This window comes from Methylobacterium tarhaniae, from assembly GCF_001043955.1.
Lineage (GTDB): Bacteria > Pseudomonadota > Alphaproteobacteria > Rhizobiales > Beijerinckiaceae > Methylobacterium > Methylobacterium tarhaniae.
On the sequence record NZ_LABZ01000265.1, the window covers coordinates 1 to 17,161 of the forward strand.

Here is a 17,161-nt window from a genome sequence, read left to right on the forward strand (position 1 = left end):
GGACGAAGCGGGCGCCGGCCAGGCGGTACAGGAGGTCGTCGCGGAAGCGGCCCTCGCGCACCAGAGCGGCGAGGTCGCGATGCGTCGCCGCGATCACCCGGATGTCGACCGCCTGCGGCATCGTCGCGCCGAGCGCCGTCACCTCGCGCTCGGCCAGAACCCGCAGGAGCCGCGTCTGCGCGGCGAGCGGCATGTCGCCGATCTCGTCGAGGAACAGCGTGCCGCCATCGGCCTGCTGCACCAGGCCGGTCTTGCCCCTGGCCGCCGCGCCCGTGAAGGCGCCCGCCTCGTGGCCGAACAGCTCGGACTCGATCAGGCTCTCGGGCAGGGCGGCGCAGTTGACCGCCACGAAGGGCTTCCCCGCGCGGGCCGAGGCCCGGTGCAGCGACTTGGCGAAGAACTCCTTGCCGCTGCCGGTCTCGCCGCCGATCAGGAGGCTCACCCCCGCCGCGAAGAGGCGCGAGGCTTGGCCCGCCATCAGGGCGAGGGCGGGGTCGCCGCCGGCGAGGTCGGGCGGCGGAGCGGCCGCGGGGCGCGTCGTCCGGGCGGGGGCGGCCGCCGGCTCCAGCGCCAGGGCGTAGAAGCGCTCGCCCCCGCGCAAGCGCAGCACCCGCCGCTCGACCGGGACCGCCCGGGTGAAGCGCGGCAGGTCGTCCACCGAGACCTCGAACAGCGCGTCGAGGCGCAGGCCGAGCCCGGCATGGCCGCCAGAGGCCGCGCGCAGGTTCGCCGCCCCGCGCGGGTGGTGCAGGGCGCGGTCGATCAGCGCCCGCGCCCGGCTGTTGAAGCCGAGGATGCGGCCGCCCGCATCCACCGCCAGGGCCAGCTCGGGCTCGATGTCGGCGAATTCGGGCGAGCGCGACAGGTGGAGGATCCACTCGCGCCGGAAGCCGTTATGCAGGCTCGCGGTCTCGATCCGGTGCGCGAAGGAGGTGACGAGCTGGAGCGCGAGGTGCTGGCTGGCCTTCGGCGCCGGCGCCTGCAGCGCCGAGATGTCGAGCACCGCGGCGAGCGTACCGTCGGCGGCGTAGACCGGCGCCGCGGTGCAGGTGAGCCCGATATGGTCGCCGGCGAAATGGTCGTCGAGATGCACCGACAGCGCCTCGCCGGTGGCGATGCAGGTGCCCACCGCGCAGGTGCCGGCGAGGTGCTCGTTCCAGTCCGAGCCGCGATACAGCCCGGCGCGGCGCAGCTCGCCGTCGCGGCCGGAATCGCCGATGAAGTCGACGGCGACGCCGCGAGCATCGGCCAGGATCAGCACGTAGCCGAGGCCCGAGACCTGCCGGTAGAGCGCCTCGACGCCGAACCGCGCCACGCGGATCAGGTCGTCGAGGGCGTCGCGATGCTCGCGCAGGCGCTGATGGGTGTGGATGTAGGCGCGACGCGGCGCGGCGGGGTCGAGCCGGTACTCGCCCAGGCACCGCTGCCACGACTGGCTGATCAGCGGGTCGCGCGCCCCGCCGCCGCCGCTCGCCGCCCGGACGAGCTCGTCGATGTGGGCCATCACGGCAGGCCGCATCGTGTCCTCCCCGACCTTTTCGCCCATACTGCGCGCGAATGGCGGAGGGGGAAAGGCCGGGCCGGCCGAGCCGGGGCTCAGGCGGGGAACACCGCGAAACCGTCCTCCTGCACCCGGTCGAGGATCCGGCGATAGGCCGGCTCGCACGGCATGCCGGCCGCGATCCGTCCGTATTGCAAGCCGTCCGGGGCGCCGCGCTCCGGCACCAGGGCGAGGGGCGTCGCGGCGGGGGTGAGCTGTGCGCCTCGGCCCGACACCAGGGTGGTCAGGATGCCGAACAGCTCGCCCTGGATGGTCGGCCGGCCGAGCATGGCGAGCCGGTACTGCCCCTGGAACTCGGTGACGAGATAGATGTGGCCCGACTGGTTGGGCACCGAGACGGTGCCGGTCTGGGCGAAGGGCGCGTCCAGGCGCTCCGCCTCGCGGAAGACCAGCCGGGCGCCCTCGTCGTCCCAGGCGATCTCGGTCCGGTAGGCGAAGATCGCGCCGGCCTGCCCGAAGGAGGGCCGGAGCGTGAGGTAGCGCCCTTCGAGGAAGGCCACCGCCGCGCGGGTATAGGAGCCGAAGGCCTCCGGGGCCTGGCGGGGCGCCGCCTCCCGGCGCGGCGCGGGCCGCCTCAGGGGCAGGCCCAGGGCCTCCTCGAGGCGGACCGTCGTCGCCAGCGTGAACGGCCGGCGGCCGGACAGGGCCTTCTCCAGGGTCGAGATGCTGATGCGCGCCGCATCCGCCAGGGCCTGGCGCGACAGGCGCCGGCGGGCCAGGGCCTCCCGCACCGCATCGGCCACCGCCCGGCTCTGCCCCTCGGTCAGGGCGGCTTCGTCGGTCTCGGGCACTGTCTCGAAGGGCGGCATTCGGCGGGATTCGGAGGGAACCCGTGCGGGTCCGGACGGATCCGCACGAAACCGCACAGCTCCTCCGGCGTCAAGGTTCGGCCTTGAGCCGCCGGAGGTTCGCGCCCGGGTCGAGGGTGCTCCGTGACCGGAGACGAGCGGCCGGCCAAGCCCGCGACCGCCCGACCATTCGGGGTGCGGATTCCGGTCCGGGATCCCGACCTCGCCGGTTCGCGGTTGCTGGCAGATCGAGCAACTTGCTATCAATGACCTCAGGCTATCGAGGTCTGCCGTCATGCCCGCCGTCACCATCCGCAAACTCTCCGCGGAAGCGCACCGCGCCCTGAAGGTCCGCGCCGCACAGCACGGGCGCAGTACGGAAGCCGAGATGCGCGACATCCTGGAAGCGGCCGTGCGTCCGCCCCATCGCGTCAAGCTCGGCTCGTTGCTGGCCTCGATCGGCCGCGAGGCGGACCTGACGGAGTCGGAGGCGGAGCATTTCGACCGGCTCCGGGACAAGACCCCGGCCGAGCCGGTGAAGCTCCGGTGATCCTGCTCGATACCGACCTCGTGTCCGAACCCCTGAAGCCCGCACCCGATCCGCACGTGCTCGCCTGGATCGATGCCCAGGCGATCGACACGCTTTTCCTGTCGGCGGTCACCGTGGCCGAACTCCGGTTCGGAGTCGCCGCCATGCCGTCGGGCAAACGGCGCGACACCCTGCGCCGACGTCTGGAGGTCGAGGTGCTGCCGCTGTTCGAGAACCGGGTCCTGGCCTTCGACATGGCTGCCGCGCAGGCCTATGCCGACCTCATGGCCTGCGCGAGGGAGGCTGGCCGGGCGATCGGCACGGCGGACGGCTACATCGCCGCCACGGCGGCGTCGCGGGGCTTGCTGGTCGCCACCCGCGACACCCGCCATTTCGAGGCCGCCGGGTTGCCCACGATCAACCCGTGGCAGCCCGCGACCTGAGACGGTGCGCGCGACCGATCCGGAGGCGAGGCGCCGGACCGGGTTCGCCGGGGCGGCCGCCGGTTCCGCTGAGAGCCCGCGGGGCATCGAGATGCCAGGCGGGCGACGCGAGCGGCCTGCCGGCGCGGATCCGCTCAGTCTCGCGGTGCATCGGCCACCGCCTCCACCAGCAGGCGCTCGGGACCCGGGACGAGGGCGTCGAGCGGCCAGCAGGTGGCGAGGACGAGGCGCCGCCCCGGCGCGTCCGGATCGAGGCCGGATTGGTCCCAGCGCGCGATCCGGGACCCGGTGACCCGGAAGCGGATGGTGGTGCCGTCCCGGCGCCGCACCTCGACGGGATCGCCGGGGCGGAGGCGGCCGAGGTTGCGGAACTGGGTGTCGCGGTGGGCGGCATAGATTGCGGTTCCGGGCTCGCCGGCGTCCGGCGTGCCCTCGACCTGGCCCGGCCCGAAGGCCAGGGCCTGCCCGCTCGCCCCGGCCAGCACCAGATAGGTCTCGCCGAGGCTGGGGAGGGCGAGCCGGGCGACCGGCACCGTGTCGGCCCAGGGCCAGGGGCGGACCGGCCCGCCCTCCGCGAGGCTGCGGTCGAAGGCGCGGGCGAGCAGCGCCTGCGCCAGGGCGGCCTTGGCGGGGATCCAGGCCCCCTGCGCCACGAGGGCGAGGCCGCAGGCCGCGAGGAGCGGGGCGAGCGCCCTCACCGCGCGACCCGCCGTCCACGGGACCACGCGAGCAGGGCGAGGCCGAGGAGAGCCGCCCCGAGCATCAGCCGGATCCCGGATTCCGTGCCGGTCTGCGGCAGGGCGATCGCGCGGGAGGCCGCCGGGACCAGCTCGGCCGGGTCCAGCCCGGCCCTGCGCCCGGGCGGAATCGCGGCGGGGGCCGGCGGGAGGTCCTGTCCGAACAGGGCCGCGAAGTCCCAGCCGGCCGGCAGGTTGAGCGGCAGGTCGGTGCGCGCGAGGCGCGCGCCCGCGGGCCGGCGCGGCGTGGCATCGATGGCGACGAGGGAGGTCAGGCGCGTCGTCAGCCCGTGGGCGAGGGCGAGGCGCAGGATCGCGGCGTCGGCGGCCTCCGGGGTCATCCGCCCGGTGATCCGCGCGGTCTCGGCCTCGCCGATCCGGGCCCGGGCCCAGACCTTGCCGATGCCGGCGCCGTCCTGCGCCCCGTCGAGGGTCAGCACCCTGCGCCAGGGCCGGCCGCCGATCCGCCCGGTGAGGGTCAAGGTGCCCTTGGCCTCCCGCATCCGCGCGGCGACCGTCACCGGCTCGCCGCGATAGAGGTCCGGCAGCTCCGCGGGGCTGGCCTCGGCCTCCTCCGAAAAGGTCGCGGCCAGGTCCGTGACGACCGGGCTCTCGAGCTTGACCAGGAGGTCGCGCATGCGGTCGGCGACCTGGTCGGCCGTCGAGATCTGGGTGAAGGTGCCGCGGCCGAGCTCGGCGGCGTGGCGCATCAGGTGGCCGTTCGGGGCCGAGCCGATCCCGACCATGAACAACCGCGTGCGCCCGCGCCCCTCCGCGATGGCGGAGAAGATCCGCGCCTCGTCGCCGATCGCGCCGTCGGTGAGGAACACGACCTGCCGCACCCGGCCCGTCTCCTCCGGATCGGCGTCCCGCAGGGCCGCCTGGAGCGGCGCCAGCATCTCGGTGCCGCCGCGCGCCTCCAGCCCGGCGACGAAGCGTTTCGCCTCGGCGAGACGGTTCTCGTCGGCGGCCACGAGATCGGGAAAGACCGTCTCCATCGTGTCGTCGAAGCGGATCACGTTGAACCGGTCGCCCGGGCGCAGCCGGTCGAGGCCGACGAGCAGGCTCGCCTTGGCCTGACGGATCGAGGTGCCGCCCATCGAGCCCGAATTGTCGATGACGAAGATCACGTCCCGCGGCATCGGGGCGGCCGGGATCGCCGTCACGGGCGGGGTCACGACGGCGAGCACGGCATCCGTCCCGTCGGCCCGTTCGCGGAACAGGCCGACGGCCGGGCCCGCCCCGGGGGCGGGCGTCCAGGTCAGCTCGAAATCCCGGTCGGCCGCGGTGGCGCCGTCGCGCAGGGCGATGCGGCGCTCGCTCTCCGAGGGAGCCTCGACGGTGATCGCGTGGGTGGCGCTCGAGACCGCGCCGAGGGCGAAGCCGGCCTTGAGGTCGATCGAGAGCGTCAGCGGGTTGACCGGCGCGTGGCGCGCCGGATCGAGCACCGGCGCCGCGATGGCGTGCCGGTCGGGCACGGGGTCGGGCATGGTGCCGGGATCGTGCGGGCCGTCCGCGGCGGGCATGACGGCCGGCGGGGCCGGGCTGTAGCGCGGGCCCGCGACGGTCGGCAGGCGCAGGGAATAGGTGTCGCCGGAGCGCCGCACGCCCTGCTGGTACTGGATCTGGACCAGCACGGTCTCGCCGGGGCCGATATTGGCGACCGCGTTGGTGAACAGGTTCGGCCGCTGCTGCTCGGTCAGCGCCGCCGCCTTGCCCTCGGCCCGGGCCGCCTCGTAGTCGCGCCGCGCCGCCTGCCGCTCGCGGATGTCGGCGACGATCACCCGGTCGCCGACGACGAGCCGCATCGCGTCGACGGCGGCATCCTCCGGCAGGGGGAACAGGTAGGTGCCCTCGACCCACTCCGCGGTGGTGTTGCGGAAGGCCTGGGTGATCGTGGCCCGCGCCGTCGGGCCGCTGACCGCGATGGCCGCGTCGGCGGCGAGCCGCGGCGCCTCGACCGGGGCGGCGGCGCCATGGCGCAGGAGCAGGGTGCCGCCGCCCTCCTCGGACCGGGCCGGCGGTGCGCCGAGCATCGCGAAGAGGGCCGCGATCAGCGGGCCGATGAGGAGGTTGCGGGGCAGCGGGTTGCGGCTGGAGCATCGGGACACGGGGAGCCTCCCTGGGGGTCTGCGCCGGCGCAGGGCCGGCCGACCCGGAGGCTCGCCCGGGCGGGGAATCGCCGCCACGGGACGCTTCGCCCACCTTCCGGCCGGTTCCGGAACGGCGCGTCCGCACCGGTGCGGGGCGGGGCGCCGGAGCGGCCGGGCGGTGAGGTTCCGTCCGGATCCGTCCGCGGGAGCCGGGGCCCGCTCGACCGCGTGCCGCGCGAACGCCTGACGGCCGGCGCCCGCGATGGCGCGCAGGGTCTCGAGCGCGGAGAAGCGAGGCTCCGTGGCCGTCGACCGCTCCGTTCGTGCGGGGAACGGATCGTCTGGTTCGACGGGAGGGCGAGGTCTAAGGCAGCGCGAGGATGTCCGCGAACAGGCGGTGCCATGCCGCCCCGTCCATCTCGACCAGGCCGAGGCTGCGCAGGAAGAAGGCGCCCTCGGCGGCGAAGAAGGCCACCTGCGCCCGGCGCCCCGCCTCGGAGGCGGGATCGAACCGGCCGGTCCATTCGGCATACCAGGCGCGGACGCGATGCAGGTGCTCGGGCGATTGCAGCAGGGTCACGAGCATGCCGGCCATCTTGGTCTGGGTTGCCTCGTCGAGCCGGCCCAGGGCGGCGACGTAGCCGCGCGTGTGCTCCAGGGTGCCGGCCTCCGGCGGCAGGGCCCGGGCGAGCTCGGCGTCGAAGGCCGTCATCCAGCGCTCGATCATCGCGGCGACGAGATCGTCCTTGCTGCCGAAGCAATATTGCAGGCCGCCCTTGGTGATGCCGGCGGCCTTGGCCACCGCCTCGAAGGTCAGCGCGGTGGCGCCGTCGCGCCGCACGATCACCTCGGCGGCGTCCAGCACCTTCTCCCGGTCGATGGTCCTCGGACGACCCATCCGGCGCTTCCTTTCAATCCATGCGGATGGATTTAAATATGGGATCGATCCCGCGCAACCGGTTCCGTCGGCCTGGCCCCCAAGCGGGCCTATGGTCTGGGCGCGCATTCCGGTCCACCGCCGGGCAGGCCGCCCGGATCGCCCGCCTGTCACGTCCTGGCGGACGGGCTCGCCCGCTCGCACCGCCGCATGCGGCGCTCAGGTCCGGCCATCCTCCGGCCCCGGGATCGGGCCGATCGGAGGGCCCGGGCGCGTGGCGCCGTCGATGATGGCCTCCCAGGACTTTCCCTGCGCCCGCAGGAAATCGATCGTCGGACCCTGCGGGTTGCCGTAGACCCGGACCGTCCGCTCCTCGATGAGGGTCCGGTGCGGCTCCGGCGTCAGACCCTTGTAATGCACGGCCAGGCGGCGGCGTTCCGCGTGGACGTCCCGGGCGATGGCCTCGGGTGGGTGGCCGTCGCGGCGCATCGCGTCGACGCGGGCGCGCAGGCCGCGCACGGCCTCCTCGTAGCGATCCCGCAGGCTCATCGGTGCGCACCCGCGATCGGCGGTCCCTCGCAGGCCCGCGCGCCCTTCCAGGCGACGGCGAAGCCGGCATCGATGACGTAGGCCGTCCCGGTTTCGTCACGCCGGTACCAGCCGTTCCGCGTCGGCACGTGGCCCTTGCCGTGAACAGCCGTCGTCACGTGGCCCAGGATGGTGGCGACGACATCGGCCGGGCCGTGCTGCCGCAACTCGGCCGCCGTCATCGTTCCGCGCTCGGCGAAGACGTCGATCAGCGCGAGGGACCGGTCCTCCGGAAAAGTCCGCTTGCGGGCCCCGATCTGCCGGCGCGCCCTGTAGGCCGCGGCTGCCCAGTCCATCGGTGTCCCACTCCTCGGCATCCCGGTCCGTGGCGGGGAGCATCGGTGGCGCGCCGGCGATGTCAAGGTCCTGCGCCGGGCCGGTCGCCGGGGCGGCCGGACCGGATCTCGCCGCGGTCCAGTGCGCCCAGCCGGTCCTGGATCGCCTCGCGGGCATGCGCAATGGCGGTGCCGGTCAGGGCGGCCGCGCCGCCCTCGGTGACGGTCTCGTCGCGCAGGGCCGCGCCGACGAGGCGGCGCAGGTCGCGCGTCAGCGCCTCGAGCCCGGCCCGGTCGGCACTGCCGGCCTGGTCCGCGAGGGCGACCAGGCGCTTGACCAGGCGCCGCTCCCGCGCCACGCGGCGGCGATGGCCGTGGCTCACCGCCAGGGCCAGGGCCGAGCCGGCGAGGCTTAAGCCGATCCCGCCGAGATAGAGGTAGTTCTGCGACGTATCGAAGAAGCTCTGGTCGCCGTTGTTGAGGTAGGCGGCCACGCCGGGATGGACGGGCAGGAGCGGCGCCTTCTCGTCGAGGTCCGGCGCCTCGATCTGGTCGGCGAAGGGGGTCGCGGCGGTCAGCATCCCGCGGGCGGTGAAGACCGAGCGGGCGACCGCCGCCGCCACGATGTCGAGCATCGACCGCCCGACGACGAGCCGGTAGGTCACAACCAGGCTGTCGACGCTGGCGGCCGGCACGGCCGGCTGGCCGCGGAACGCGCCGACCGGCACCTCGATCGTTTCCAGGCCCGGATGGCGGCGATGGATCGCCTCGCCCTCGTCGAAGGCGAGCAGGGTCGGGGTGCCCCGGCTCGCCCGCGCGACCGCCGCCACGGCGTCGACCGCCTGCCCCGGGCCGATCGGCCCGACCGCGAAGATCGCGGCCGCCCGCTGGTCCCGGATCGCCCGGCCGAGGGCGGGCGGGTCGAGGAAGAGCGTCTCGACCCGGGTGCCCGGCACGCCGACATAGTCGAGCAGGAGGGCGAGGAGACGGGCGTCGTCGGCCTGGAACGGGCCCGCCGGGATCGCCACCGCCCGGCCGGCGAGCTGGCTGAGATGGGTGACCGGGCTGTGCGGCGGCAGCACGACGGCGACCACGTCGCGGCGCAGGACCGCGACGGTCTGGCCGTTGGCGGGCGGGGGCAGGTCGCTGCGGATCACCGCGAGGTCGACGCGGCCGGCCTCCAGCGCCCGGGCGTTCTCGGCCAGGCTCGGCTCCTCCACCGGGAGGAGCCGCACCCGCGGATGCAGCCGGGCATTCGCCGCCGCGAAGGCGGCGATCAGGCGGTGGAGCGCGCTGCCGGGCGGGCCGGTGGTGACGCGCAGCTCCGCATGGGCGAGCCCGACATAGAGCGCCGCCACGGTCAGGCCCGCGAGACCGAGAAGCCCGGCGGTCGCCCGAAGGATCATGGCGGCGCCCGCCTCACCAGCGGCGGTAGCCGCGCCGGACCACCACGCCGCGCGGCCCGTAATAGCCCCGGCGCACCACCACCGCGCGCCGCGGGCCGTAATAGCCCCGGCGGACGCCCACGGCGCCGCGCGGGCCGACGCAGCCGGCCCGGTAGACGCCCCGGGCGCAGACCACGGCCTCCGCCGGGCTCGGCGCGAGGGTGACGATACCGGCGGTGAGGGAGGCGACGAGGCCGGCGACGAGCAGCAGGACGGGCCTCGGGATGCGGATGTGCGTCATGACGGATTCTCCTTCGTGAGCGGGGTGGGTCACGGATGGGCCAGCAGCCGGAGGCAGGTGCCGGCCTTCTCGGCGGCCGGGCGGGCCTCGGCCTCGCTGAGCCGGCCGGCCTCGACCAGGGAGCGCGTCTCGGCCACGACGGTGTCGCGCAGCGTCTCCAGGCTCTTCATGTTCCGGATCGAGGCGTCGTAGATCATCTTCGAGTCGGCCGGCAGGCCGGCGGCGCAGTGGGTCGAGGCGCTGTTGGCCTGCGCCACCTGCGTGGGAGCGGCCGGCTTGCCCGCCGCTCCGGCCGCCGGGGCGGGAGCAGCGGGCACCGCCGCGGGGGCGGCTGCCGGGGCCGGCGCGGCCGCCACGGCGGCGCCCGTGCCGACGGCCGCCGCGGCCAAGGCCGGGGCGGCGGCGAGGAAAGGGGCGCAGCGCCAGCACCGGCCCACGAACGCCTCGCGGGCCACGAGGGGCGCCCGGATCCCGCCGACCGCGATGCCGCGCCAGTCGCGCGCGACCCAGAACGCCTCGGCGGGCCACGCGGCCCCGAGGCCGACGGCCGCCGCCAGCAGGCTCATGCCGATCCGTGTCATCTGATCCTCCCTCGGTCGTCGGATCTCGCGGCGGCCGCTCCGCCGGGAGCTTGCTCGGAGGCCCGGGCTTTCAGAGCCCTGGCTTCGCGAAAGGCACCGGTGCGGCGCCGGCCGCGCCGGTCGCCGTGAAGGTCTGGTCGTCGAGGGGCGCGTCGAGGCGCCAGTCGCCGAAGGCCACGCCGCTGCGGGGCCTGCCGGGGGCGTTGGTCTCGGTCACCCAGAGCTGGCGCGGCAGCCGGTCCTGCGCGCCGATCCAGATCTGGCCCTGCGCGTCCGGGCCGGCGAAGGCGACCACCTCGGTCTCGACCCCGCCCACGAGCCGCGACGCGCCGACCACGAAGGCCCGGGTCAGCCCGGCCGTCAGGCCCTGGACGGGATCGGCGAGCAGCATGTCGGCGAAGGCCTGGCTCTGGCCCGCCGCCGCCGTCTCGGCCCTCAGCACCGCCTCGAGTCCGGCCGGGGCGGGCGCCGTCGCGACCGTGTGGGCGAGGGGCCGGAACAGCGTCATGGTGCGCCCGTCGCTGACGAAGAGCGCAGGCGCGCCGTCCCCCACCGTCTCGATGCGCAGCCGGTCCGGGCGGCTTAAGGACACGCGGCTCTGCACCGTGTAGAGCACCGACTGTCCCTCCGCGCTCGGCACGTCGTGCAGCGCCGTGGCGGTGAAGCTCAGGGATTGCGCCGCCGCGAGCGTCGCGCCGGCCCCGCGCAGCAGGGCGAGGGCGGCCGGATCGACCGCCGCGGCCCGGGTCTGGGCTCGAGCCGTCGCTTCAGCCGTTGCTTGGCCTTGGCCTTGGGCTTGGGCTTGGGCCTGGAGCGGAATCTGGGCGGCGCCCAGGAGGGAAGCCATGAGGGAAGCCGTGAGGGGGGCCAGGGGCAGCCCGGCCGCCAGGGCGCGTCGCGTCATCGCGTGTCTCCTCCCGTCTCGTTCCCGCACCGGCACGAGGAGCCGGCGCCATCTCATTCGGCCGGCTCCCTCGGTGCCGGCTCCCCAGGTGCCGGCGCGCCGGCCGGCTGCCCACGCTCGGACCAGCGCTGGAGCACCACGACGAGCGGCGGCACGAACAGCACCGCCACGAAGGTCGAGGCCAGCATCCCGCTGCACACGGTGAGGCCGACCGAGCGCCGCGCCGCCGCCCCCGCCCCGGTGGCGAAGACCAGGGGCAGGACGCCGAGCACGAAGGCGAGCGAGGTCATCAGGATCGGGCGCAGGCGCAGGCGCGCCGCGGCGAGCGCGGCCTCCTCGATGCCGACCCCTTGCCCGAGCCGCAGGTCGCGCGCGAAGGCGACGACCAGGATGGCGTTCTTGGCGGCGAGCGCGATCAGCAGCACGACGCCGACCTGGGTGTAGATGTTGTTGTCGGCCCCCGCGGCGGCGAGCGCCGCTACGGTGCCGAGGAGCGCCATCGGCACGGCGAGGATCACCGCGAGCGGCGCCGTCCAGCTCTCGTACTGGCCGGCCAGGACCAGGAAGACCAGGAGCAGGGCGAGGCCGAACACGCCCCAGGCCTGGTGGCCGAGCTGCGCCTCCTGATAGGAGATGCCGGACCAGTCGAAGCGGGTGCCCGGCGGCAGGGTGTCCCGCGCCAGCCGCGCCATCAGGTCGAGGGCCTCGCCGGAGCTGAAGCCGGGCGAAGCCGCGCCGCTCACCGTCGCCGTGGGGGCGAGGTTGAAGAGCGGCACCAGCGCCGGGCCGAGGCCCGGCGTGAGCCCCGCCAACCCCCCGAGCGGCACCGCGCCGCCGCCGGCATTGCGCACGGTCAGGGTCGCGACGGCCTCCGGCGAGGCACGGAACGCCGCGTCGGCCTGGATGAAGATCGGGAAGGTGTGGCCGAAGCGGGTGATCTGACCCGCATAGGTCGAGCCGACATAGGTCTGGACGGTCTGGAGCGCGTCGCCGACGGCGACCCCGAGGGTCTCGGCCTTGCGCCGGTCGAGCTCGATCCGCAGGTGCGGCGCGCTGGCCCGGAACGGGGTCGTCACCCGCGCGAGGCCCGGCTCGCTGCCGGCCTGCGCCACCAGCCCGTCCGCGGCCTGCTGGAGCTTGCCGTAGTCGAAGCTGCCGTCGGCGAGCTGCACCTGCATCTGGAAGCCGCCGACGAGGCCGAGCCCCTGGATCGGCGGCGGCGGCACCACGGTGAAGCGGGCCTGGGGCAGGGCGGCGAGCCGCGCCTGGAGCCCGGCATAGACCGACCGCAGGTCCTCCCCGGCGCCGCGCCGGCTCCAGTCCCGCAGGATCACGTAGGCGACGCCCGCATTCGCCAGCGAGGCGTTGGAATCGAGGAGGGAGACGCCCCCGATGGCGACGACCTGCTCGACCCCCGGCACCGCCCGGGCGGCCTCCGTCGCCTGCTCCATCACCTGCGCGGTGCGGGCGAGCGACGCCCCGTCCGGGAGCTGGGCCGCCACCATCAGGTAGCCCTGGTCCTCGGTCGGGATGAAGGCCGTCGGCAGCCGCGCGAGGCCCCAGATGGCGAGCCCCACCAGGGCGAGGACGGCGAGGCAGGATGCGGGGGCGTGCCGCACGAGGCGTGCCGTCACCCCGAGATAGGCCGCCTCCAGCCGGCCGTAGCCCGCCTCGAAGCCGCGCCGGAAGGCGCCTCCGGGGCCCGCCGGCCGGGGCCGCAGCCAGCGGGCGCACTGGACCGGCTTGAGCGTCGCGGCGTTGAGGGCGCTCAGCACGGCGGTCGCCGCGATGACCAGGGCGAATTGCCGGTAGAGCTGGCCGACGATGCCGGGCAGGAGCGACGCCGGCAGGAAGACGCAGAGCAGCACCAGGGTGATGGCGAGGATCGGGCGCATCAGCTCGCCCATCGCCGTGACCGCCGCCTCCCGCGGCGGGAGCCCGCCCTCGACGTGGTGGGCGGCGGCCTCCACCACCATGATGGCGTCGTCGACCACGATGCCGACGGCGAGGACGAGGCCGAACAGGGTCAGGAGGTTGATGCCGAAGCCGAGGAGCGCCAGCCCCGCGAAGGCCCCGATGAGGGTCACCGGGACGGTGGTGGCCGGCACCAGGGTCGCGCGCCAGTCGTGCAGGAAGGCCAGGATGACGAGGAGGACCAGCACGGCCGCCTCCGCGAGGGTCCAGTAGACCTCGCGGATGGAGGCCTCGACGAAGCGGGTGGTGTCGAACGGGATGCCGGACGCGACGCCGGAGGGGAACCCGCCCGAGAGCCGCGCCATCTCGGCCCGGACCGCCGCCGCGACCGCGAGCGCGTTGGCATCGGGCAGCTGGAAGATCGCGAGGCCGGCGGCGGGCGCGCCGTCGAGGGTGAGGAACTGGCTGTAGGTCTGCGCGCCGAGCTCGACCCGCCCGACGTCCCGGACGCGGGTGACGGCGCCGTCCGGCCCGGTCTTGAGGGCGATCTCCGAGAATTCCGCCGCCTCGGCGAAGCGCCCCCGCAGGTCGAGGGTCACCTGGAAGGGCGGCGTGCCGGGGGAGGGCGGGGCGCCGACTTGGCCCGCGGCCACCGCCTGGCTCTGCTGCTGGACCGCCCCCACCACGTCGCCCGGCATCAGCCCGCGCGCCCGCATCGCGTCGGCGTCGAGCCAGATCCGCATCCCGTACGGCCCGGCGCCGAACACCGTGACGTCGGCGACGCCGGGGATGCGGGCGAGCCGGTCCTTCAGGCCGATCACCGCGTAGTTGCTGAGGAAGAGGCCGTCGCGCGAGCGGTCCGGCGAGGTGAGCGCGACGATCTGCAGGATCGCCGTGCTCTTCTTCTTGGTCGTGACGCCCTGGGCCTGCACCGCCTGGGGCAGCAGGGCCATCGCCGCCGCGAGGCGGTTCTGCACCTGGACCTGCGCCACGTCGAGGTCGGTGCCGACCGCGAAGGTGACGACCAGCGCGTAGCTGCCGTCATTGGCCGAGCTCGACTGCATGTACAGCATGTCCTCGACACCGTTGACCTGCTGCTCGATCGGCAGGGCCACGGTGTCGATCACCGTCTGGGCGTCGGCGCCGGGAAACCGCGCCGTGACCTGGACGGTGGGGGGCGTGATCGGCGGATACTGCGCCACGGGCAGGAAGAGGATCGCCACGCCCCCGGCGACGCAGACGAGGAGCGCGATGACGTTGGCGAGGACCGGCCTGGCGATGAAGGTGGCGGTATCCATGCGCCCTCACTCCGCCCTGGCGAGGGCGGCCGGTGCGGCGATGGTGCCGGGCGAGACCGTGACGGCCCGCCCGGGCAGGGCGTGCTGCAGCCCCTCGGTCACCACCCGGTCCGACGGCCCGAGGCCGGCGGCGATCACCTGCAGGCTCCCCCGCGGCGGGCCGAGGGCGACCCGGCGCAGGGCCACGGTGCCGGCCTCGTCGACCACCAGCAGGGTCGGCCCGCCCTGGTCCCGGCCGATCGCCGAGGCCGGCACCCACAGGGCCGGTGCCGGGGGACCGAGCGGGATCCGCAGGCGCACGAACAGCCCAGGGGCGAGGCGCGTCCCGGGATTGTCGAGGATGGCGCGGGCCTGGAGCGTGCCGGTGGCCGCGTCGAGCCCGGCATCGACGAAGTCGAGACGGCCGGGATGGGGCAGGTCCGGCTCGTCGGACAGGCCGGCCCGGACCGGCACGCGCCGCAGCGCCTCGCGGGTCAGGCCGCGGTCCCGCACGATCGTCTGGAGGTGGCGCAGGTCGCGCTCGTTGAGGGTGACGGTGGCGTAGAGCGCGTCGATCCGCGACAGGGTGGCGAGCTTCGTCGGCGTGCCGGCCCCGACCAGGTTGCCCGGATCGACGAGGCGGCGCCCCATCCGCCCGGCGAAGGGCGCCTCGATCCGCGTGTAGGAGAGGTTGATCTGCGCGGTCTTCAGGTTGGCCTGCGCCGCCGCGACGGCGCTGCGCCCGGTATCGCGGGCGGCGAGGGCCGTGTCGTAGCTCGTCTGCGTCGCGACATACTGCTTGCGCAGGGCGTCCTGGCGCGTGAACTCCGCCTCGGCGCTCTTGAGGGCGGCCTCCTGCTGGTCGAGGGAGGCCTGTGCCAGGGCGACCTGCGCCGCATAGGCCTCGTCCTCGATCCGGAACAGGACCTGCCCCTTCGGCACGTCGGCGCCGTCGGCGAAGCCGACCTCGCGCAGGAAGCCGGGCACGCGGGCGACCAGATCCACCGTCGCGACGGCGGCGGTCTGCCCGGTCACCACGATCTCGTCCTGCAACGGCGCGGTCAGCGGCAGAGCAGCGGTGACCCGGGGCGCCGGCGGCACGGCGGGAGGCGGTGCATCGCAGCCCGCGATCACTGTCGCGGCGGACATGCCCAAGAGCAGTACGGCAATCCGCCTTGCGCGAAGACGGCCGGGCGCACGATTCCACAAGCACACCTCCATCGGCGAGAGGTTTGCCCTGCTTGAACGACTTCATAATAATTGCAAATACTGTTAGCGTCAAACTAGCTCAACGCATTGTTTTTGCTCATGTATCAGCGTTGTAATAACATTTGTTGAAAACGGATACTGAAAATCCGCCCTGTTGTCGGCGACATGAACAGTATAGATGCTCAAGACGAGCGGAAATAGCGACGCGATCCGGCGCGGCGATCACAAGGTTTCTCGCGCGCGCAGGGGTGAGTGCCGGTCTTCGTTCGCCCGGCCGTCGCGGGGCGCCGGCCCAGTCGAGCCGGGGGCGTGATCTTGGCCTGGACGATCCGTCTGCTTGGCCCGCGCGGCGCGGCCGGTCGCCGCAGGCCGCGGGGCGGGCGATCGTCGCCCGCGGACCGGGGATGATCTTGCGGTGGCCGGACGGGACGCTCCTGCGGCATTGCTGCGCGTCGGCGCAGGAGGCGCGGGCGTCCTTGCGCCGGACGGCCCTGCGGGAGCGGGCGGATGCCGCGCCGCCTCACGCCGGAACGCCGCCCGCCCCCGCCGGCTGCGGCACCGGGAAGCCGGGCGGGTACCAGGCCATGTCGTAGAGCGGCGGGCGCAGGGCGGTGACGCGAAAGCCCAGGCGCTCGTACAGGCCCCGCCCGTCGCTGGCGCCGACCATCGGGGTGGAGAGGGTGAGCGGCAGCCGCACCTGCCCGGCCGCCGCCTGGAGGCTGCGCACGAGGTCGGTGCCGATGCCCTTGCCGCGGGCCGCGGCGACGATCGCCAGCTCGGAGATGTGCCAGTCGCGGTAGCCGAGATCGACGGCGAGGCGCCCCACCGCCTGGCCCGTGCGCTCGACGATGAAGTCGAGGTGCTCGGGATACATCGTCTCCAGCCCCGCCCGCAGGGCCCGGAACTGCTGCTCGTAGAGCGTGTGCAGCACGTCGCGGTCTGCCGCGGCCCAGGAGAGCCAGGGGCGCGATTCGACGAAGAGCTGCAGCAGGAAGTCCTGGTCCGTCGGGCGGAGGGGGCGCAGCCCCAGGCCTGCGTGCAGCGGGATGGAACCGGCATAGGCGACCATGCGGCGGATGTCCTGTCGGTGGAAAGACGGGGAAGGGCGGCCCCGCCGCACCCGGCCCGGGCCGCCCGTCGTCGCTCAGGAGAAGGCGGCCTCGTAGGCGGCCGTGCCCGCCGGGAAGCCGAGGGGCAGGATGCGCTCGACGTAGAGCGGCCCGATCCCGCCGAGGGCGGGATGCGACAGCACGCCGTGGCCGCCCCGATAGGCCCCGGCGACGTCTGCCGGGCAGGTGAAGACGAGGCCGAACGCCGTGCGGGGGCTGCCCGGCATGGTCGCCCGCGGATGCTCGTCGCACCGCGCCAGCGTCACCGCCAGCATGTGGCCGTCCACATCGCGAAAGGCGAACGCCTCCCCCAGGACGGGGGTGAAGAGCCCGGCGGACAGGGCGCTGAGCGAGGCAGCCATCAATCCGGCTTCGACGGGTAGAGGCCGGACATCGTGATGATGAAGTTCAGCGCCAGCGAGGGCTGGAGGGTGCTGAAGGCGGTGCCGGCGCCGGACGTGCCGACCGACACGGTGCCGCCGGTCACCGTATTGACGGAGACGACTTGTTCTTTGGTCGGGGCGGTGCCCTCCACCGAGGTGGCCGCGTCGGCGAGGGGAGTGGTGGCGGGGGCGGGCGTGGTGTTGGCG

General features: G+C 74.7%; 17 protein-coding genes and 1 pseudogene. 2 read left to right on the forward strand and 16 right to left on the reverse strand.

All coding sequences use genetic code 11. From position 1 onward, the window contains the following. Together VQ03_RS28070 and VQ03_RS28075 are read right to left on the reverse strand one after the other, a co-directional pair. A partial coding sequence (locus tag VQ03_RS28070; protein ID WP_048454213.1) for a sigma-54-dependent Fis family transcriptional regulator occupies positions 1-1,519 on the reverse strand: 1,519 nt, incomplete at its 3' end. Positions 1,520-1,596: 77 nt separating this feature from the next. After that, entirely contained in the window at positions 1,597-2,370 is a 774-nt protein-coding gene (locus VQ03_RS28075; RefSeq protein ID WP_048454214.1) for a helix-turn-helix domain-containing protein, read from the reverse strand. Positions 2,371-2,644: 274 nt separating this feature from the next. On the opposite strand from VQ03_RS28075, the gene VQ03_RS28080 reads away from it, so the two are divergent. Together VQ03_RS28080 and VQ03_RS28085 are read left to right on the forward strand one after the other, a co-directional pair. Then, entirely contained in the window at positions 2,645-2,899 is a 255-nt protein-coding gene (locus VQ03_RS28080; RefSeq protein WP_048454215.1) for a FitA-like ribbon-helix-helix domain-containing protein, read from the forward strand. Further along, complete coding sequence (locus VQ03_RS28085) at positions 2,896-3,321, forward strand: type II toxin-antitoxin system VapC family toxin (RefSeq protein ID WP_048454216.1); 426 nt, start codon at positions 2,896-2,898, stop codon at positions 3,319-3,321. Before VQ03_RS28080 ends, VQ03_RS28085 begins: the two co-directional genes overlap by 4 nt. A 134-nt stretch (positions 3,322-3,455) precedes the next feature. On the opposite strand, the gene VQ03_RS28090 is transcribed toward VQ03_RS28085, so the two are convergent. The 14 genes and pseudogenes from VQ03_RS28090 to VQ03_RS34050 all read right to left on the reverse strand — a co-directional run. Next, positions 3,456-4,019: a class GN sortase gene (locus VQ03_RS28090; protein ID WP_245292225.1), complete on the reverse strand. Its 564-nt coding sequence runs from the start codon at positions 4,017-4,019 to the stop codon at positions 3,456-3,458. Continuing rightward, positions 4,016-6,169, reverse strand: coding sequence for a marine proteobacterial sortase target protein (locus tag VQ03_RS28095; protein WP_048454218.1), 2,154 nt, complete (start codon positions 6,167-6,169; stop codon positions 4,016-4,018). Before VQ03_RS28095 ends, VQ03_RS28090 begins: the two co-directional genes overlap by 4 nt. Positions 6,170-6,515: 346 nt before the next feature. Continuing rightward, positions 6,516-7,049 (reverse strand): TetR/AcrR family transcriptional regulator, encoded by a 534-nt coding sequence (locus VQ03_RS28100; RefSeq protein WP_048454219.1) that lies wholly within the window; start codon positions 7,047-7,049, stop codon positions 6,516-6,518. A gap of 198 nt (positions 7,050-7,247) precedes the next feature. Further along, positions 7,248-7,577, reverse strand: coding sequence for a hypothetical protein (locus VQ03_RS28105; RefSeq protein ID WP_048454220.1), 330 nt, complete (start codon positions 7,575-7,577; stop codon positions 7,248-7,250). Then, complete coding sequence (locus tag VQ03_RS28110; RefSeq protein WP_048454221.1) at positions 7,574-7,912, reverse strand: hypothetical protein; 339 nt, start codon at positions 7,910-7,912, stop codon at positions 7,574-7,576. Before VQ03_RS28110 ends, VQ03_RS28105 begins: the two co-directional genes overlap by 4 nt. A gap of 62 nt (positions 7,913-7,974) precedes the next feature. Beyond that, positions 7,975-9,297, reverse strand: coding sequence for a type 2 periplasmic-binding domain-containing protein (locus VQ03_RS28115; RefSeq protein ID WP_048454222.1), 1,323 nt, complete (start codon positions 9,295-9,297; stop codon positions 7,975-7,977). A gap of 13 nt (positions 9,298-9,310) precedes the next feature. Continuing rightward, complete coding sequence (locus tag VQ03_RS28120; RefSeq protein ID WP_048454223.1) at positions 9,311-9,577, reverse strand: hypothetical protein; 267 nt, start codon at positions 9,575-9,577, stop codon at positions 9,311-9,313. Between the two features lie 29 nt (positions 9,578-9,606). Beyond that, positions 9,607-10,158, reverse strand: coding sequence for a hypothetical protein (locus VQ03_RS28125; RefSeq protein ID WP_048454224.1), 552 nt, complete (start codon positions 10,156-10,158; stop codon positions 9,607-9,609). Between the two features lie 70 nt (positions 10,159-10,228). Beyond that, a complete protein-coding gene (locus VQ03_RS28130) occupies positions 10,229-11,062 on the reverse strand; it encodes a DUF2092 domain-containing protein (protein ID WP_053078769.1) in 834 nt (277 codons plus the stop codon). Between the two features lie 53 nt (positions 11,063-11,115). Beyond that, positions 11,116-14,274 (reverse strand): efflux RND transporter permease subunit, encoded by a 3,159-nt coding sequence (locus VQ03_RS28135; RefSeq protein WP_048454225.1) that lies wholly within the window; start codon positions 14,272-14,274, stop codon positions 11,116-11,118. Between the two features lie 6 nt (positions 14,275-14,280). Next, complete coding sequence (locus VQ03_RS28140) at positions 14,281-15,402, reverse strand: efflux RND transporter periplasmic adaptor subunit (RefSeq protein WP_053078770.1); 1,122 nt, start codon at positions 15,400-15,402, stop codon at positions 14,281-14,283. Between the two features lie 580 nt (positions 15,403-15,982). Further along, entirely contained in the window at positions 15,983-16,531 is a 549-nt protein-coding gene (locus tag VQ03_RS28145) for a GNAT family N-acetyltransferase (protein ID WP_048454227.1), read from the reverse strand. Between the two features lie 75 nt (positions 16,532-16,606). Continuing rightward, positions 16,607-16,933, reverse strand: a complete 327-nt coding sequence (locus VQ03_RS28150) for a DUF6916 family protein (RefSeq protein ID WP_048454228.1) — start codon at positions 16,931-16,933, stop codon at positions 16,607-16,609. Beyond that, positions 16,933-17,161, reverse strand: a pseudogene (locus VQ03_RS34050) (phage tail protein); the annotation flags it as partial. The pseudogene VQ03_RS34050 and the gene VQ03_RS28150, both read right to left, overlap by 1 nt.

Bases quoted from the DNA above. Each gene is read 5' to 3' on its own strand.
- VQ03_RS28075 (WP_048454214.1), bottom strand. From the start codon at position 2,370: ATGCCGCCCTTCGAGACAGTGCCCGAGACCGACGAAGCCGCCCTGACC.
- VQ03_RS28080 (WP_048454215.1), top strand. From the start codon at position 2,645: ATGCCCGCCGTCACCATCCGCAAACTCTCCGCGGAAGCGCACCGCGCC.
- VQ03_RS28100 (WP_048454219.1), bottom strand. From the start codon at position 7,049: ATGGGTCGTCCGAGGACCATCGACCGGGAGAAGGTGCTGGACGCCGCC.
- VQ03_RS28105 (WP_048454220.1), bottom strand. From the start codon at position 7,577: ATGAGCCTGCGGGATCGCTACGAGGAGGCCGTGCGCGGCCTGCGCGCC.
- VQ03_RS28110 (WP_048454221.1), bottom strand. From the start codon at position 7,912: ATGGACTGGGCAGCCGCGGCCTACAGGGCGCGCCGGCAGATCGGGGCC.
- VQ03_RS28115 (WP_048454222.1), bottom strand. From the start codon at position 9,297: ATGATCCTTCGGGCGACCGCCGGGCTTCTCGGTCTCGCGGGCCTGACC.
- VQ03_RS28120 (WP_048454223.1), bottom strand. From the start codon at position 9,577: ATGACGCACATCCGCATCCCGAGGCCCGTCCTGCTGCTCGTCGCCGGC.
- VQ03_RS28125 (WP_048454224.1), bottom strand. From the start codon at position 10,158: ATGACACGGATCGGCATGAGCCTGCTGGCGGCGGCCGTCGGCCTCGGG.
- VQ03_RS28130 (WP_053078769.1), bottom strand. From the start codon at position 11,062: ATGACGCGACGCGCCCTGGCGGCCGGGCTGCCCCTGGCCCCCCTCACG.
- VQ03_RS28135 (WP_048454225.1), bottom strand. From the start codon at position 14,274: ATGGATACCGCCACCTTCATCGCCAGGCCGGTCCTCGCCAACGTCATC.
- VQ03_RS28140 (WP_053078770.1), bottom strand. From the start codon at position 15,402: ATGTCCGCCGCGACAGTGATCGCGGGCTGCGATGCACCGCCTCCCGCC.
- VQ03_RS28145 (WP_048454227.1), bottom strand. From the start codon at position 16,531: ATGGTCGCCTATGCCGGTTCCATCCCGCTGCACGCAGGCCTGGGGCTG.
- VQ03_RS28150 (WP_048454228.1), bottom strand. From the start codon at position 16,933: ATGGCTGCCTCGCTCAGCGCCCTGTCCGCCGGGCTCTTCACCCCCGTC.